17 protein-coding genes and 2 pseudogenes are annotated in these 16,984 nt (G+C 34.7%); 9 read left to right on the top strand and 10 right to left on the bottom strand.

Annotated elements, in window-relative coordinates; genetic code table 11:
• Positions 1-118, top strand: a pseudogene (locus DEX24_RS17605) (IS30 family transposase); the annotation flags it as partial.
• Positions 119-171: 53 nt separating this feature from the next.
• Here the strand turns inward: DEX24_RS17605 and DEX24_RS16235 are convergent.
• The 4 genes and pseudogenes from DEX24_RS16235 to DEX24_RS17910 all read right to left on the bottom strand — a co-directional run.
• On the bottom strand, positions 172-2,244 hold the full coding sequence (locus DEX24_RS16235) for a DNA topoisomerase (protein ID WP_109307434.1): 2,073 nt from the start codon (positions 2,242-2,244) through the stop codon (positions 172-174).
• Positions 2,245-3,345, bottom strand: coding sequence for a hypothetical protein (locus DEX24_RS16230; protein WP_109307433.1), 1,101 nt, complete (start codon positions 3,343-3,345; stop codon positions 2,245-2,247). It abuts the gene before it with no gap.
• Position 3,346: 1 nt separating this feature from the next.
• A complete protein-coding gene (locus DEX24_RS17600) occupies positions 3,347-3,532 on the bottom strand; it encodes a hypothetical protein (RefSeq protein ID WP_246131572.1) in 186 nt (61 codons plus the stop codon).
• 12 nt (positions 3,533-3,544) lie between these two features.
• Positions 3,545-3,637: pseudogene (locus tag DEX24_RS17910) on the bottom strand (ribbon-helix-helix domain-containing protein); the annotation flags it as partial.
• Positions 3,638-3,843: 206 nt separating this feature from the next.
• Between DEX24_RS17910 and DEX24_RS16220 the strand changes: the two are divergent.
• From DEX24_RS16220 to DEX24_RS16205, 4 genes are all read left to right on the top strand, one after another.
• On the top strand, positions 3,844-4,350 hold the full coding sequence (locus DEX24_RS16220) for a LysM peptidoglycan-binding domain-containing protein (protein WP_170112981.1): 507 nt from the start codon (positions 3,844-3,846) through the stop codon (positions 4,348-4,350).
• A gap of 197 nt (positions 4,351-4,547) precedes the next feature.
• Positions 4,548-5,339 (top strand): abortive infection family protein, encoded by a 792-nt coding sequence (locus DEX24_RS16215; protein ID WP_109307430.1) that lies wholly within the window; start codon positions 4,548-4,550, stop codon positions 5,337-5,339.
• Positions 5,340-5,468: 129 nt separating this feature from the next.
• Entirely contained in the window at positions 5,469-5,777 is a 309-nt protein-coding gene (locus DEX24_RS16210) for a hypothetical protein (RefSeq protein ID WP_109307429.1), read from the top strand.
• 13 nt (positions 5,778-5,790) lie between these two features.
• Entirely contained in the window at positions 5,791-6,189 is a 399-nt protein-coding gene (locus DEX24_RS16205) for a hypothetical protein (protein ID WP_109307428.1), read from the top strand.
• Positions 6,190-6,208: 19 nt separating this feature from the next.
• Here DEX24_RS16205 and DEX24_RS16200 read toward each other — a convergent pair whose 3' ends face one another.
• The 3 genes from DEX24_RS16200 to DEX24_RS16190 form a co-directional block, all read right to left on the bottom strand.
• Complete coding sequence (locus DEX24_RS16200; protein ID WP_109307427.1) at positions 6,209-7,282, bottom strand: hypothetical protein; 1,074 nt, start codon at positions 7,280-7,282, stop codon at positions 6,209-6,211.
• The gene (locus tag DEX24_RS16195; RefSeq protein WP_109307426.1) at positions 7,283-8,140 is read right to left on the bottom strand and encodes a sortase domain-containing protein; all 858 of its coding nucleotides are present in this window, start codon (positions 8,138-8,140) and stop codon (positions 7,283-7,285) included.
• Positions 8,141-8,254: 114 nt separating this feature from the next.
• Entirely contained in the window at positions 8,255-8,866 is a 612-nt protein-coding gene (locus DEX24_RS16190; RefSeq protein ID WP_109307425.1) for an HU family DNA-binding protein, read from the bottom strand.
• 794 nt (positions 8,867-9,660) lie between these two features.
• Here DEX24_RS16190 and tnpB point away from each other — a divergent pair.
• A complete protein-coding gene (gene tnpB / locus DEX24_RS16185; RefSeq protein WP_109307424.1) occupies positions 9,661-10,815 on the top strand; it encodes an IS200/IS605 family element RNA-guided endonuclease TnpB in 1,155 nt (384 codons plus the stop codon).
• Between the two features lie 405 nt (positions 10,816-11,220).
• Entirely contained in the window at positions 11,221-11,901 is a 681-nt protein-coding gene (locus DEX24_RS16175; RefSeq protein WP_109307422.1) for an IS6 family transposase, read from the top strand.
• Positions 11,902-12,042: 141 nt separating this feature from the next.
• Here DEX24_RS16175 and DEX24_RS16170 read toward each other — a convergent pair whose 3' ends face one another.
• On the bottom strand, positions 12,043-12,498 hold the full coding sequence (locus DEX24_RS16170; protein WP_109307421.1) for a hypothetical protein: 456 nt from the start codon (positions 12,496-12,498) through the stop codon (positions 12,043-12,045).
• Between the two features lie 3 nt (positions 12,499-12,501).
• Positions 12,502-13,734, bottom strand: coding sequence for a ParM/StbA family protein (locus tag DEX24_RS16165; protein ID WP_109307420.1), 1,233 nt, complete (start codon positions 13,732-13,734; stop codon positions 12,502-12,504).
• Between the two features lie 423 nt (positions 13,735-14,157).
• Between DEX24_RS16165 and DEX24_RS16160 the strand changes: the two genes are divergently transcribed.
• A complete protein-coding gene (locus tag DEX24_RS16160; RefSeq protein WP_109307419.1) occupies positions 14,158-14,439 on the top strand; it encodes a hypothetical protein in 282 nt (93 codons plus the stop codon).
• 109 nt (positions 14,440-14,548) lie between these two features.
• Positions 14,549-15,484 (top strand): hypothetical protein, encoded by a 936-nt coding sequence (locus DEX24_RS16155; RefSeq protein WP_109307418.1) that lies wholly within the window; start codon positions 14,549-14,551, stop codon positions 15,482-15,484.
• A 353-nt stretch (positions 15,485-15,837) separates the two neighbouring features.
• Here the strand turns inward: DEX24_RS16155 and DEX24_RS16150 are convergent, their stop codons facing one another.
• The gene (locus tag DEX24_RS16150) at positions 15,838-16,899 is read right to left on the bottom strand and encodes a hypothetical protein (protein ID WP_146193009.1); all 1,062 of its coding nucleotides are present in this window, start codon (positions 16,897-16,899) and stop codon (positions 15,838-15,840) included.
• Positions 16,900-16,984 lie beyond the last annotated feature (85 nt).

Here is a 16,984-nt window from a genome sequence, read left to right as displayed (position 1 = left end):
CTGTTCGCCTACGTATATTGACCAGTGTATTGAAAAACTAAATAAACGTCCGCGTAAATGTTTGGAGTGGAAAAGTCCTTATGAAATTTTCTTTAATAAAGTGTTGCGCTTAATTTGACTATTCAAGATATAGAAATCAGCTACTTTTTAGTCTACTAGACTATGACTCACTTACTTTGAAAAATCGGGCTTGAACCCCCAAAACTCTTTTCCTTTGTAGCTTTGTTTTTGGAGTGAACCTTTGCAACGAGCTTTTTTCTTTTTAGCCGTAACATATTCAATTTCAATGACTTCACCAGCTAGTAACGATTTCTTCTCTTGTTCAGTGAAGGTATGACCGCCCCACACTTCGTTAAACTTAATGACTTCCCCGTTCACTGTACCTTCTGTTTTCGGTTTCTCCACAAATGTATCTTTTGCTTTTGGTTTACCTAAAACCTTCACCAATTTGCTACTGTTCTTCGCCATCAACTGCTTATCGTGTGCAATGATTTTATCAGCAATATCAATGATGTATTGCGTTGGTTTTTTAAACTCACCCACATCATTCATTGCGTCAAATAACTGCTTCGTAATCGTCACAGAAGAAATCCATGTACCCTCTGCCATAATTGCCGTAATCGCACCTGTTTCTGTTAATTTCAATGTTCCTTTTTTCTCGCTCAACATCGCATTTTTCCCACTCGATATTTCAGCTAATGTACCTGTTCGGGTTGCACCAGTACCTACATTGTATTTTGATAAGTACGCCATAATCCATTTCATCGAAGGTTTTGTCGGTTTCTTATTTGCACCCTCGAATAAAAAAGGGTTTGCCATCGTCCCGATTCCTTTTGTACCTGCTTCCACTTCTTCATCGTCCTTCACTTTCGTTTCGTTCGATGTATCAAAAATTCGTTTAAAGTTGAGTTCTACTGGCACTGTAAAGCTCGTCACGAACGTTGGATATTTTTCTAATCGTGCTGAAATCGAATCGTAAATGTAATCTTCACCGTACATCGCTAAAAAGTTTTTCGCTAATGTTGTATAAATAATTTCAGCACTCTTACCATATTTACTTAATTCAGCTAACGATTTAGGCACTACACTACCTGGTCTATTCGCTCCATGTGCTCCACCATCTTTAACGTGTGTTTTTCGTGCGGTACGGTGTGTTAATAGGCTTGTATCTACACCAACCAAATTCGCTATTTGATTGACCTTACTCGACATTTCATTAAATTGTTCATTCGAGATGAATTTATCTTCTGTACGTGGATAAGATACGACTTGATCCTCATACATTTTCTGATACGTGGCTAATACTTCTTTTGCTGGATAACCTTTCGTGGCTAAGATGGACGCTAATCCCGAAAGTTCTAATAACGCACCCGGAGCAGATGATTTTCGCGTCTTTTTAATATCTGTAATCCCCGATGGACCGAATTTTTGCATGTCAGCAGCACCATCTGTTTTCGAGAGGAATCGAATTCCTTCTGCTTCATCGTCCTTCACCTTACGAGCGAACATGTTCCCGAACTCATCTTTAAATTTCACTTCATAAAATGGTGTCTTTTTATAATTTTTAATTGCATCTTCTTGTTCAAAAATGTGTCGGACAATAACCGATTTCAGTCGTCCTTGTCGTGCTGATTTGATTGGGTAGCCTGTTTGACGAGCGTATGTTGTCGCTAATCGTGTCAATTGCATACTTAAATAGTCGAATCGGTTACGAGCTTCAGCTTTCACGTAGTCACCATCTTTGTTTTTATCCGATACGTCCTTCATTTCACGAAACGATTTGTGAATCGAAGGAGCTGCTTCATCTGAAAAGTACATACGGTACACTGGACGCTTCCAATTGATTGCGTCAATGATTTCCCATGCTAACAATTCACCTTCACCAGACGGATCTACGTCCGTTGCGATAACCATAATTTCAGCATCCATCGTATTTTTCTTCAATTTCGCTAAATCAGTTGCTCTTGAACGTTTCTTACCGTCCATACCTTTATAAACGATTGGACGCTTTTTCCACGACAGTTTACTCGAATCCCAGGGCATTTCATTTGGCGACCACGAACTGTATTTATCAGCCATTGATTCATCAACCATTTCTTCGGGTTCAACTAACGTTAATAAATGACCGCTACCAGCCACAATGACATAAGAATTACCTTCAAAATTGCCTTGCATACCCCCAAGTGCAGCAGCAAAGTTTTTCGCCGCACTTGCTTTTTCACATAAAATCGCATATTTCACCATTTATTTCATTCCCCTTCTCAACTTATCGACTCGTATTTTTTCTTGTCGTTCCCATTCCTCTGTACCGATTCGTAACATTGAATTAACAACCCTCGTCGTTTCATCACGTACAAGCGCACCTTCAAGCTCTTTTGTATCGTTTATGCGAGTTGCACCTACTAATCCTGTCCGAACCCCTTCTTGATACGCTAACGTTCGTATAACCGCACCATTCTGTTCTAACAATTGATTATTTTGTTCATGTAAGTATTTGTTTTGTTGCTCTAATCGTCTAAGTGTTTGTGACTGTTTATCTAGTGCATTGATTAATGAATTTACTAATTCATCTGAAACATTTCCTTTTGCTCCATCTGAATGAAATAAACGGGTTATATCATCACTTTTCCGAATACCTTTACTAGAATTTGCAATCGCATTACCTAATAGCTCCTTTAAGGTTCTATCTTGAATTTGAGCGACTAATGCTAAGTTGATCGTATCAATATTTGATATTCCTCTTGCCCCACTCAACCCTAAACGATTTGAAAAAATCTCCCCGACTTCTTCAATTAAAGGTAATGGTACGCGTGGTTTTGCGTCTTTACAGTTGTCGCCCTTCGCATTAGCGACTCTTGGTTTCTCTTTCGGCTTGCGAAGTCTATACTCAAATGTATTTTTCCCATCACTATTGAGCGTTTCTTCTAAATGGACCAATCTACCGATACCTTCTACACCTAAACCAATCCCATTTAGACGCTCAAAATTCAAGTAATCAGTCACTTCTTCCTTTTGAACTTCAGGAGCAGTCGGTTTCGCTTTTGTTTTCACCCTTTGTCGCTTCACATCATTCACCGTTGCACCAACTTTATTCACTTGTCCTGTTGTCGCATTTGGTGTCGGTGCTTTCGGTTTGGCTACCTGTTTTCTTTGACCTACCGCACCTGTTTGTTGCGTTTGCACTCTTTGTTGAGTGTTTGTTTGTGTAGCTGGTCTTGTATTTTGAGTTGGACCATTTTGTGATGTCGGACGTGTATTTGAAGTTGGAGCAGTTGTACCTTGTGGTGTTGTTACTCCTACTTGTTGCTTCAATTTCTTTAAATAATCGGGTTCTTTTTCTGTCATATTATTCCCCTTCATCCATCAAGTAGTTTTCACCTTTAGTTAAATCAATAATTGAACGTAATCCTGTATCTACCACATTTTCTAAAGTGAACATTCGTCGTTCCATTGCCGTCATACCTTCTACTAACTGATTAATCCGTTGAACACTCGCTACTGGTACATTAAAATCAGTCACGATTTGATTCATGTAATGTTCACAGGCTTCCGTAATAAATTCACTTCTCGATATACCTTCCTTTTTGGCAAAGTGGTCTAATTTCACCAAAAAATCAGAGGGTACTCTAAACTCCACTCGCACACTATCTGTTTTCTTCGTAATAGCAAACAACTCCTATCTATTAAAACGCTTATTATACGCTAAATAGTAACATATTTATTTTTAAAAATCTTGAATTATTCTATGTTTCTTATTTTAAAACTTGTTTTAAAAAGGTTTATAAGGATATAATTAAGCGTATTATTTGTTTTTAAATTTCAGAAATGCTATGGAGGTGTCATATGAACAGAAAAAACAATTACATTCCTGTCATCGCTCTTGTAGGTACATTATTCTTATCTACTGGACTTTCAATGACGGCAAGTGCTACCGATTCCCATGTTCAAAAAGTTATTAGAGATGGTCGCATTTTAACGGTTCCGACTGAAAGTAAAGTGACCGAATCGAGTAAGAAACAAGCTCGTTCATTCCCTGCTTCAGTTACCGAACAAAAATTGAGTAAGTATGATAATTCAAAAAAACAAAAGCGTACACTTGTGATTCGCAATCAAGATCGCAATATTTTGTGGGTAGCCAATCAATACAATGATGTTGAACAAGCACTGAAACATCAAAATATTGGTGAAGCTGAAATGTTACAAGGGGCATATTACGAAATTCAAAATGGTGATACATTATCCGTTATTTCACACGTTACAAATATCCCTCTCTCTAACCTAGTTTCAGCAAACAATATTTATAACCAACATTTGATTTACGCATCTGATTCACTGTATTTGAAAAAATAGTTACAAGTTAAAGAGAACTACTGCAATTGCAGTAGTTCTCTTTAAAAACAAAAAATAGAGTGTTGTGAATAGGGAAAATTAAGATGGAATATACTACTATAACTATCTACAACAATATGATATGTTAGAAAGTGATATGTGAAACGTGAATTACCTAATTTAGAATTTCTATATACTATTATTGTGGAGGGATTATTTTGAGTTCTTTATCTACGAAAGATTTACGTTGGATTGAACAAATTTTAAATATGGAAACTGGATGGGTATTGAATTTTAATGACAGAACCTTTCAAAATTTTGTTTTAAGTTCTGTGAACATTGACATTGCGGGAGAAAATTATGCGTATGTGGGGTCTAAAGCTAAGAGATTGCGACATTTTTTTAAGATTGAAAATGACTTCGTTACTCAAAAGTTATTAACTGATTTACTTTTTGAATGGCATGACTCAAAAGAAATTATCAATGATATTAGCGAACCTGAATTGAATTTATACGAGAAGTGTACGGCTATTATTGAAATATTAAAAAAGAAAAATACTACTGAAAATTTAGATGAATTTTCTATTGTTTTAAACTCTGATTCTATTCAATTATTAACAAAAGAAATTAGAGAAAAATTACAAGAAAATGAACCAGAGTTGGCTTTAGATCGATTACATACTTTTTGCGTGAAAGTTTTTAGAGAATTGTGTAATAAATACAAATTGGAATATAAAAAAGATGATGGGTTGCATACTTTATTAAAAAAATATCGCGATTTTTTAGAAAAATCTAAAATAATACAATCGACTATGACTATTCAAATTTTAAAATTGAATACAAATGTGTTGAACAACTTTAATACTGTCCGAAATAATGAAAGTTTTGCTCATGATAACAAAATTCTAAACAAAACTGAAAGTAAATTAATTTGCAATCATGTTATTTCATTATTAAAATTTATCGATGAAATAGATATAGAATTTGAAAATCTTGTTTTCGAGGGTTAAAAGAATTGAATTAAAATATATGGTGAACAGGAACTCTTACTTTTTCAAAGTGAGGGTTCATTTTTTTCAGCAACTTACGTTGCAGTTGTCTTTTTGAACTAACTGAAATTGAAAAAAAGGAGCGTTCCCATGTCGCTAAAAGAAATAACGAGTAAGGTAATGACTGCTTTAACAGACGACATTACTTATACAATCGCTAAAAGCTATACGCGTAAAAGTGATGTGGTTGAACTAACAACAGATATTATTGAGGGTTATTCTTATGCTTCAGAAGAATTAACTTTTGGTCACTTATCAGTTGAGGAATATTTGATGAGCCAATTAAAGGCAGCCAATTTAACACGTAAATGGAATTTTTACGATAGCGAAAGTGTCGCTAACAATGACGGCTACTATTGGTTTGATGAATGTGATCTATGGATTAAATTATATTCTTAAAGGAGTTTTTTAAATGGAATTACACGAAAAGGTACGCGTATTATCGCAACTTCCACAAGGGACACTTGTAAAATTAACGAACGGTGAGTTATTCAACTTCGTAAAACTAAATCGTACAAGGTTCAAAGCTACTAAGTATCAGAGTCACGAAAGTGGTGTTTATACAGTCCCTATTGAAATGTTTGAATCTATCGAATATGACAACCATTCAACAGATACTCGTACATTCAACAACGGTGAATTAATCTATTCTGTTGATTTTAATTCGATTTGGCGAATCTACAAATACGTGAAAAAAGATGAACAAACAGGCAGACATATTTGTTCGCTACCCGATTCAACATCACACATTTTGCTAAGTTCCGAACAAATCAATGGTTGTATTGCGGAATTAATCGAAACAAAAAAATAACCTGTGCCTTTTGCACAGGTTATTTTTTTAGATAGATTCTTTTCGATTCCACATATTCTCGAATGTGTTCGCCAGGTGTGGGAAGGAACTCCCAACCATACCGTTCATTTGGATTAATCGTAGCAACATCGAATAAACAGTTATTTATTTTATCAGTCATTATTTGCATTTCGACTAACTTTCTTCTTGTACAAACCGTTCGGAGTGGCGATAAGTGGAGCACATCCATTTTCTCCCCTTCCCACGACAACACACCGTCCTCTAAAAACAGTTTTATCACTTCGTTGAAGTCACATTCGGTAAAGTGAATTCCGTCCTCTGTAAAGGCAATACGCAACGCTGGTGTCATAATTAATAGTCGAATGTAGTAATGAACCAAATCGGCATCACTTAAACCTTCTGGGTGAAATGTTGGAATTTTATAAAGTAACGGACGGTGAGCGCCCAACTGTAGAAAATCACGTTTGTATAATCTGCATACAGTTTTCAAAAATGCCATTTCACCTTCTGCTAACGCGGATAAGTACACACCTGTTGTTGTCTTACACATCGCTTCAAACACACGCTTCAACAAAGTTTGATCGCCACTTGTTATCACATAGGACGTAGTTTTTAATCGCTTTTCATTTTCGGGTGCATTTTGCCAAAGCATTTCATTTTCAATCACATCACTGTACCAAGTTTTGTACAATCCTTTGGGTGCAGCATCTAATTCAAAATCTAATCCACTTTCATATTCAGCAAGTGCTATGCTTCTCATTACGCTTGAACTGAATTGATTCATCAAAATCTGATTATTCATCACAACTTCAAAATCTTCAATTCGCTCCGTATAAGCGTCAGCTAAAACCTGTTTTTCTAAACATCCATACTCATTTCGGACAGCAATCACTGGTCTTTCAAAGCTACCTAATAGATTCAGAAAGACTTCAAAATGGCTTTCGTTAATTAATTCATCTATCGGTAAAAAGAAACATTGTTCTTCAAGAGTTAGTGATTCATAAATAGTTTGATAATCGGTACAAAAGCTATCAAACATACGATGTTCCACGTCACGACTGTATAAACTATAGACTGTTTTCTCTGTATTCATCTAAGATAGCTCCTTTGTTTTGAAGAATAATAATTCTCTTTCGTCCGTTAAATCTTTTTTTGAATCTAATTCACCGACAACTACAATGCTTTTATCTGTTTCATAGTCACCTTGTACGTTCAGGCTCGTTATTAGTGTAATTAAAGGCTTAGTATCTCCAGCTTCAACCAATCCCTCTAATTCATGCTGAATATCCGTCACATTCGCTGAATTGGTTACGAAAGTATTGCTAACTTTATAGGTGTAGACCATTTCATTATCCGCTGCTTTAATCTCCATTCCCTTTTTAATATTCAAATAGGGTTTCAACGACTCCTTATTATTTATGAATTCATAGGGTGCTACTTCTTTTTGGAGTGGCGATAAGAGGAATTGTTCTGATTTTTTTGTACCGACAAAGTTATAACCTGCCACTGCATACAGACCTTCACCTAATTTTTCAGAATCAGAAGCCGTACCTACACCATTACTCAACTGTTTCAAGTTCGTCCCTTCATAGATTGACGTTCTTAATCCAATATCAGCGACCTTAATTTCCCCTCTACGAATCAAATCACTTTCTCGAACGGCTTTACTTTGTTTATAAAGATCCGTTACAGAAATTGAATCGACAGGCATATCGAATTGAATATCTTTTGAACGTAAAAACGCTTCAGTTGGAGCTTGTTTAGATATTTTGTTACTTGTATTTAAAGCAATTTCATTATTAATTTTAGTAATTCGCTTAACCGTTTTTGCGTCCGTATGATAACTGCAAACACCCACAATCGTTGCACCGAACACACCCACACTCAATAACGATATGAGTAATTTACGATTGAAACCATTTCGATTTCTTCTCGATAACCTTTTATTCATATAAACCCCCTAATTAAAAATACAGAATTATTCTATGTTTTTAATTATTATAAACGATATAAATGGAATTATCGACACAAAAAAACTCCTTCGTCTATACAAAGGAGTTTTCGTTTATTCGTTTTCAGTTGTGTTTTCAGTTGTGTTTTTATTTTTTGAACCTTTTGGTCGTCCTGCTTTCACAACTTTTGATTCTTCTACCCATTTCGGACGTATTGGAGCTTTCTCGATACGCTCTTGCATTTTGTTTAATTGCTGACGCTGAATTTTCTTTCTAGTCGTTTTACGAGCTTTTGGTAATGGCGGAAGGTCTGTTTCTTCTGTTTTCTTCGCAACGACCTTCTCTGCTTTTTCTTTTTTATCGCTCTTTTTAGATTCGCTCTCTGAAACAACCACTCGGATGTCACTCATAATTTTTTGACCGAGTGGAGTTGGCTTTTTAGCTGCTCTGTCATAAAGCATATCTTTTTTCGCCATACCGATGTCAAAAGATACATTTAATCTATCTGGTACTTCAATAATTGATTGATCACGCGGGCTTCTAATGACACGCCCTTTAGTTATATACAAGTTAAACGAACCAAACCCATAAATTGATAAGAGTTTTTCTTCTAAAAGCAATTCCCAAACAGAATCTAAAACATCATTTACGATTTCTTTACTCTCATCTTCTGTTATATATCTTTTATCAGCCACTCGTTCAATCAATGTTTTTTTGTTAGCCATCTCTATCTCCCTTTCCCTGTGTAAGCACAAAAAATCTCTTTCTATTCAGTTTGTAATACTTTCATAGGCTTTTCTGGCTCAATCTTTATTCTTATCCTATCACATAACTAGGAAATACTCATTGAATTTTGAATATGATTATATATTAACGCTTAAAAAGAATAATTTCATATCTATTTTATCGTTTTTAACAAAAAAACTTTGATTAATTCTATAATTTTATTAATTAAGGTTGTATTTAAGATAAAAATAATTATTATTAGCATTACCGTTTTAAAAATAAATAAACTTCGAAAGGACTCAATTATTATGATAAATTTAAAAAATCCACAACTTCTTACTTCATTTGAAAAGAAAGAATTAGCGTCAGAAATCTTGTATTACTCACGTAGTTCACTAAACAACATTCAAATTATTCTAATTATTTTTAGTGCTATTTTAATCTCTGGAAAAAATTTAAGCAGCACCCATTTACTTCACCTTATTCTCTTTACCCTTTTTTATCTACTCGGTAAGTTTCTGCAAAAACACAGTTTTATATTACTTCAAAGATACTCTAAGTGGAATGTATTTCGCAATGATTCTTTACGTCAAAGTTTTATTATTCCTCTCCTTCTGCTTATTATCGCCATTTGTTTATAATTTGTGCCGAGAACACTCGCGACTTTAGTCGTGTAGATAAATCGGCATTTTCTTTTGTTTTGCTGTTTTAATACCAAATAATTGATATTTTACATAAAAATGTGATATAATTATATTGAAATAACTAATGAAAAAGAAGTGAGGTGAATACAATGCTACGCCACAAAGCTTATAAATTTAGAATTTATCCGACTAAAGAACAAGAGGTATTAATTGCGAAAACAATCGGTTGTTCTCGTTTCATCTATAATCATTTTCTAGGGTTATGGAACGAAACCTACACTCAAACAGGTAAAGGGTTATCCTATAGTACCTGCTCTGCCATGCTACCGAAAATGAAAAAAGAAGAAACGACAATATGGCTAAAAGAAGTGGATAGCATTGCGATTCAATCTTCTTTAAAACATTTAGCTGATGCTTATACTCGTTTCTTTAAGAAACAAAATGCGAAACCAACATTCAAAAGTAAAAAGAATCCTGTTCAAAGTTATACAACACAATTCACAAACAATAATATTGCGATTGTTGATAAAAAATTAAAGTTGCCTAAATTGGGACTTGTTTCGTTCGCACAAAGTAGAGTGTTAAAAGGACGCATTATCAATGCAACGATTTCACTTAGACCAAGTGGCAAATACTTTGTTTCATTATTGTGTGAAGAAGAAATCTATGAACACCCGAAAACAAATTCTTCTATCGGTATTGATTTAGGTATTACCGATTTCGCTATTCTTTCAGATGGACAAAAGATAAGTAATAACCGCTTTACCTCTCAAATGGCGAAGAAATTAAAACGTGAACAGCGTAAGTTATCCAAACGTGCATTAATCGCTAAAAAGAATAATGTAGGTCTATTTGAAGCGAGCAACTATCAAAAACAAAAACGTAAAGTGGCAAGACTTCACGAAAAAGTAATGAATCAACGGACTGATTTTCTGAATAAGTTGAGTACAGAAATCATCAAAAACCACGATGTGATCTGTATTGAAAACTTGAATGTAAAAAGTCTGTTGAAAAATCATACATTAGCGAAAAACATTTCCGATGTTTCTTGGTCTGAATTTGTCACTAAATTAATATACAAAGCGAATTGGTATGGCAAAGAAATCGTCAAAATAGATAAATGGTTTCCGTCTAGTCAAATCTGTTCTGAATGTGGCAATCGTGACGGTAAAAAAGGACTGCACATTCGGACTTGGACTTGTCCTCGTTGCCATACAAATCTCGATAGAGATATAAATGCGAGTAAAAATATATTAACCGAAGGTTTACGCCTTTTAACCGTAGGGACTACGGAGTTAGCTTAGTCAATAAGAGAAACCGCTGTGAGCAAAGACATACGCTCACAAGTATGCTCTGTTCCTAAGAATCTCCTGACTTTAGTCAGGAGAAGTTCAAATCAAGCATTACCATTTTGGCTCTACTCTTTCGTCCTTCTTTACTTCAGTATTGGATATGCAACACAAAGTATCATCAGTTACCTTCAATTTACGAGCACCGATCTATTCTATCCATTACCGATTGGTGCAACAAAAATTGAAAACAAACGTGTGCTTAAAAAGATTTTACCTGAATGGTGCTATTTCAAAAACGTTAATATCACCTATACAAATGAACAGTTAGTAAATACTTTTAAGGGTTCTGTTGCAAATTTTCTCAATTAGCATGATATCAGGTAGAATTAAGTGAAAATAAACGATAGGAGATTTCAAATGACTCATTTTAAGGGGAAACAATTCAAAAGAGAGATTATTACAGTAGCCGTTGGCTATTATTTGAGATATAACCTGAGTTATCGAGAAGTTTCTGAAATTATGGCTGATCGAGGAATTGATGTTTGTCACACCAGGGTCTATCGGTGGGTGCAAGAATATAGTCAAATTATCTATTGTTTGTGGAAGAAAAGAAATCACGCTGTAGGTAATTCTTGGCGAATGGACGAGACCTACATTAAAGTGAAAGGGAAGTGGTGTTATTTATACCGTGCAATCGATTCTTCAGGACTGACTTTAGATATATCGTTACGAAAAAAACGTGATAGTCGGGCAGCGTATGCATTTTTTAAACGCTTAATCAAACATTTTGGGAATCCTAGAGTACTTGTGACGGACAAAGCTCCTTCATTAACGTGTGCCTTTAATCAACTTAAAATAGCAGGATATTTTGATTCAACGACACATCGAACCAATAAATATTTGAATAATATCATTGAACAAGATCATCGGCCAATCAAGAAAAGACACAAACTCTATCAGTCCATAAGGACTGCCTCATCTACGATTAAAGGAATTGAGACGATACATGCCTTATACAAGTCTAGCCGAAAAGAATTCAATCTTTTTGGTTTTTCAGTGACACGAGAAATAAATCAACTACTCGGAGTTTCTGCCTAAAGGGCGAAACCTAATGGCAAATCATTTGTTATTTTAAACTTTGCAACAGAATCGTCAGCGATTTATTTCATCGGTAAATTATTATTATCGATTTCTTGAACAAATTAAAAGTGCCAAGCCTTAGAGGGCCTGGCACTTTTTTTATTTACGTTTTCGAGCTTTTCTTAAATCCGCTGGTGATACATCCTTCTTCATTGGTACATCGGGTGTTGTATCAACAGTTTCTTTCGTAACAGGTGTATCAGCGATTGGTTCTGCATCGTGTTCATCGTTTAATTCATCGGTTGGCTCTGTTACCTGTTCATCGGTTGATTCAGTACGAATAACCGATACTTCATCATTTTGTATTACTTCATAAGTTGGGGCAGCTTCTTTCAGCTGCTCTAATCTTTGCATTTCTTTTTTTAATTCACGAAACTCTTTTGTGACATATTCAAAATAATCTTGATTCCCAATTCTTGATTCTGCATCAAGAATTAGGTGGCGAATTGTTTCAGAAAGGTTTTTTTGCGACGCAATGAAATTAATGATTCTTTCATCCGTACTGTCGATAAGAAAACTTTTTCTTATTTTTTCAGACTCACCTCTTTTACCCACGATTTATTCCTCCCCTACTAGAACTTTCAGCATTACTTCTAAGCCAGTACGGTTTAAATCTTGTGCGTATTTTTCAGATATGAATACTACAGGTAATCCAGTTTCGTCATCAGCTGTTTTCGTCATTTCCATCATACCCGAACGTAAAGTTGGCTCTAATGGAATCGCACCGCCACCTAAAACAATAATAAGCTCGGTTCTAACGGCTTTTTGTAGTGTTTGCTCCGTCGATGTGATGATTTCTTGTGATAATCGTTTCATTTTCGCTTCAACGATTTCTCGCATTTTTTCTTGTTTGTTACGTCTAACCAGTGATTGTTTCTCTGCTAACGCTTTTTGTAACTCTACACGCGTTTTGTATTTCACATTACCACTTGACTGTAAATCTTCTAATGCTGATTCTAAAACCGTACCATAGCCTTGTTGCAATGAATTCGATTTTAACGTGTCGATTTCGCCATCTTCAATTACGGCTTTATCTGTTGTACTTTCACCAATATCAACAATGATGATATTTTCAATGTCGATTAATTGATCGGCAGTGATGTAATTAAAGTCTGGGTTATGTTTATCTAAATCAGCTTTTAATTCTTTTTTAAATTCGTCAGTTGCTTGTTCAATTGCGTAATATGACACTTCACCTTCTAATAAAACACCAGCTGATACGAAATTAACTGTCACGTTTACAGGTGTTTCAAAATTGTGGAATGTAACAACGTGTTCACTGTTCACATAACGCTCTTGTAATAAGTCTACGGCTTCATTTTTACGACCTTCTACAATCGGCAATGCAGTTGTCATTTCAACGTTTACTGTTAATTCGCTAGGAATTTCATTCGTTTCATTGTATGAAGCGATTAATCCTTTAGCAGCCACCGTACTAAGTGACATGATTAATGGAATATCCGAGTTCTTTTTATCAGAAGCCGTTACCACATTGAAACGAGTTGCTACGATATTTGAAGATACTGCTGATTCACCAACGTACATACGTCCTTTATCTGATACCACTGCTGAATCAATAGATACGTCTAATTTATTTAATAATTTGTTCACGTATTGCTTTTCATCTTCTTTACTGACAAAACGTGATGGACTTAAATATTCGTGTGATTGTTGAACTGCATATGCAGTCGGAAATGTATAACGTTCACCATTCATTGTGATTTTTTGGAATCCTGCCCCTAAATCATTTGCTGCATGAATTGTTACTGTTTGTTTAACGTTTGTTACCATTTTTTTAACACTCCTAATTTGTTAGTTTTCGTATATAAAAATAGTCGGATTGATTATGTAAAAAAACAGAGTATGGAAGTTACTCAATATGCCCTCTCCAACCAAATTAATTATACCTTTTTATACCACCTAAAACAACAAGAATACACATAAAATATTATTTAATGTACATTAAAAAGCTAGAAACTACATGAATTAGAAGGAATCTATAAAACAATTAATTATTTTTAAAAACAAGAATTATTCTATGTTTCTTTTTGTTTCTCTTGATTTTTCTAAACTTGTTCTATAAAATAAGAGCCATTCCTAAAGAATCGCTCTTATTTTATGCGGTCTATGCCCGCTAGTTTTCTTTGTGGAGAGATTAAAGAACGTTTTAACAACTCAAAATATAAAAAATAACTAATGAAAGTAGTGTTAATTATGTACGAAGAAGAACAAATCCCATACCCATTTAACGTAGGGCTTGATGAAGAAATTCCTGTTGATGATAAAAAGTCTGCTTTTCGTGGACGTAAAGTAATGTTTGAAATGTATGAAGATTATTATGAAGAAGGTGTCATCGTCGATGTAAACCGTATCGTCTATGACGCACCCGACTTAGATCGTGAATTTGTAGATATGGTTACAATTCGCGTAGCTGGTGAAGGTACTGCTGAATTCCACATTTTCTTCCGTAGACAAGAAGAAATTGAATTTCAATAATTAAATAAGTTTTAAAGCATATATGCGTATACGCATATATGCTTTTTTTTGCTCACGCAAGAGCTACTCCTTTTGAATTCTAAAAAAATACGAAAGCGAGTGACTATCTATGTCAAATCAATTACCGTCTATTCAACAATTAACACCTAATACGCAACTAGAAAACTACCCGTTGCTTATCAAATCTGTAAAACCTGCTATCACTAAAACGAATAAACCTTATTTATCGTTTGTATTCGCAGATAAAACAGGCGAAATTATCGCAAATCTTTGGGACACGCCCGCTTCAGCTATTGCGAACTATCCAACAGGACGCGTTATTTTAATAAACGGTGTTACGGTTACTTATCAAGAACGCATCGACATTCAAATTCATCAGTTGGCGTTACTCGATCCGAACCACGAATATGCGAACCCTATGTTATATGTAAAATCTGCGCCCTTATCTCGTTCAAAATTAGAGCCAGCTATCGAAAGTACGATTCAGCAATTAAATGATTCCAACCCTCTACTCTATCAACTGGTTGGTAGCTTATATGCGAATAAACGTGACGCTTTTTATGAAATGCCCGCAACTGTAAATTCCCATCATGCTTTATTTGGTGGTTTAGCTTATCACACAGCCTTTTTAATTCAATTAGCAAAGAACCTTTCGCCTTTATATAAAAACGTGCGATACGATGTCCTATACGCTTCAATCATGCTTCAATCTCTAAATGAAGTGGAACGTCTTGCGAAACCAACTGCTCCTGAACTATCCAAATTTGGGCAACTTATTTCAACGCAAGATGGTGGTATCATCGAAGCAGCCACTCGTTTAAATATACCAATGGACGATGAATCGCTCCTACTTGTACGTCATACGTTACAATCTTTCTCGAATGAAGGAATGTCACCTATCACACGCGAAGCGATTTTCCTACAACACTTGAAACAAATGGACGCAGATATGTTTGAATTGGATTGTGCTCTAGCTGACACACCATTTGGAACATTTTCTAAACCGAGTCCTTATTTCGGGAATAAATCACTTTATCAAAGTTAATAATCCCCTTTGCAAACGTTGCTATATCAAGGTAAAATAGAATTGTTCTGATATATTTTTATCCATTTTGTATCGGAACAATAAACGCTTAATTATAAAAACTCCACTACTAATTTTTAGTAGTGGAGTTTTCTTTTAAAACCTTTCCGCCTTAACAGGCGCAGTTCTAAGTTTGACAATACGTTAGTCAGAACGTGTTGACATTCTCTATTTTTCATCCCTTTACGATTAATTATGTGTTTCTCCTGATTAATATTTAGTGTGTATTCTGTAGATAGGTGATTGCAGATTACAAAAAGAGCAACGATTCCCCTCCAGAATCGTTGCTCTTTTTTTACTCCTATAGCGTTCACTTACTTCTCGTAAATAGAGTGAACTTTACCATTTACGAAAGTAATATGATAATACTTCGATGATTTATTTCCTCGATAATAATACCAATCCTCATAAGTTCTTTTTTTAGAAGTGTATTTCGCTATTTCATCGGGTTTACCTAAATTGTAATAAAATAACGTGCCTTTTACAGCCGACTTACTCATTCCAATTTTCGCTTTACTATATTTGTAATAAAAGAATCGTCCTTTTTCAAGATTGTTACCATACTTATCTTGAATGTAAAATGTATAACTCTTACCCGCAGCTACTTTATTCGGTAAATTCACTTTTGCTTTACCTTTTTTTGAAAAATTAGCACTGTAATATTTTTTCCCAACTTTTACTTTTACTTTGTCTGTTGTTTTTGTATTTTTGGCTTTCACTTCAATATACTCATCTGTTGAGTATGTGGTGTAGTGTGATAAATTCTCAATCGGATTCGATGTCTTTTCTTCAATGGTTTCTTTTAATCCGTCTTTATAAAGAATCGTGACTTTCAATTTTTTATTCAATTTCGGTTTTTTAACAGGGATCGCATACTTTGTGCCACTCACTTTTTTAACCTTTACACTCTTATTATCATAAGTTGCTTTAAGTGTTTTAATACTTTGAGCTTCAAGGTTAATCGTTGTTTTTCTTACAGTCGGCTTTGTCATGTTCACTTCTGGTCTAACTGTAGAAGTTAGCAGCGTTGTCGTTTCTAATTGGTCATCTTTTTCTTTTTCAATCGTAACTGTAATTTTTTCATTTACTTTGAATTCATTGTAGAACGATAAAATATAGTAATTGCCCTTTCCAAACATGGCTCTATCATCTTTATTTAATTTCCAATAATCTTCCCCTAGATAATCTACTGGGAAAAATGTATTGTGCGAATACGATTGTGGTGAATCACAATATTGTTTTAAATATTCGTCCTCATATTTACTATCTAAAAAACCATCTTTATTCAACATCGACTCATCAATGGTGTATTCAACTTTTTTGTAAGGACAACCGTAAGCCCGTAATATAAAAAAGCGCACCTTTTCGGTACGCACGACGAATAGCCAACTATCCTAATCTTTTTTCGGATAGTTGGCTATTTTGCACAAGACAATTGAATATTTTTCGACCAAGGTAGGT

Source organism: Kurthia sibirica, assembly GCF_003143975.1.
Classification (GTDB): Bacteria; Bacillota; Bacilli; order Bacillales_A; family Planococcaceae; genus Kurthia; species Kurthia sibirica.
The sequence above is the reverse complement of the archived record's forward strand: the minus strand, read 5'-3'. Positions and strand labels throughout refer to the sequence as shown.

Bases quoted from the DNA above. Each gene is read 5' to 3' on its own strand.
- DEX24_RS16235 (WP_109307434.1), bottom strand. From the start codon at position 2,244: ATGGTGAAATATGCGATTTTATGTGAAAAAGCAAGTGCGGCGAAAAAC.
- DEX24_RS16230 (WP_109307433.1), bottom strand. From the start codon at position 3,345: ATGACAGAAAAAGAACCCGATTATTTAAAGAAATTGAAGCAACAAGTA.
- DEX24_RS17600 (WP_246131572.1), bottom strand. From the start codon at position 3,532: ATGAATCAAATCGTGACTGATTTTAATGTACCAGTAGCGAGTGTTCAA.
- DEX24_RS16220 (WP_170112981.1), top strand. From the start codon at position 3,844: ATGAACAGAAAAAACAATTACATTCCTGTCATCGCTCTTGTAGGTACA.
- DEX24_RS16210 (WP_109307429.1), top strand. From the start codon at position 5,469: ATGTCGCTAAAAGAAATAACGAGTAAGGTAATGACTGCTTTAACAGAC.
- DEX24_RS16205 (WP_109307428.1), top strand. From the start codon at position 5,791: ATGGAATTACACGAAAAGGTACGCGTATTATCGCAACTTCCACAAGGG.
- DEX24_RS16200 (WP_109307427.1), bottom strand. From the start codon at position 7,282: ATGAATACAGAGAAAACAGTCTATAGTTTATACAGTCGTGACGTGGAA.
- DEX24_RS16195 (WP_109307426.1), bottom strand. From the start codon at position 8,140: ATGAATAAAAGGTTATCGAGAAGAAATCGAAATGGTTTCAATCGTAAA.
- DEX24_RS16190 (WP_109307425.1), bottom strand. From the start codon at position 8,866: ATGGCTAACAAAAAAACATTGATTGAACGAGTGGCTGATAAAAGATAT.
- tnpB (WP_109307424.1), top strand. From the start codon at position 9,661: ATGCTACGCCACAAAGCTTATAAATTTAGAATTTATCCGACTAAAGAA.
- DEX24_RS16175 (WP_109307422.1), top strand. From the start codon at position 11,221: ATGACTCATTTTAAGGGGAAACAATTCAAAAGAGAGATTATTACAGTA.
- DEX24_RS16165 (WP_109307420.1), bottom strand. From the start codon at position 13,734: ATGGTAACAAACGTTAAACAAACAGTAACAATTCATGCAGCAAATGAT.
- DEX24_RS16160 (WP_109307419.1), top strand. From the start codon at position 14,158: ATGTACGAAGAAGAACAAATCCCATACCCATTTAACGTAGGGCTTGAT.
- DEX24_RS16155 (WP_109307418.1), top strand. From the start codon at position 14,549: ATGTCAAATCAATTACCGTCTATTCAACAATTAACACCTAATACGCAA.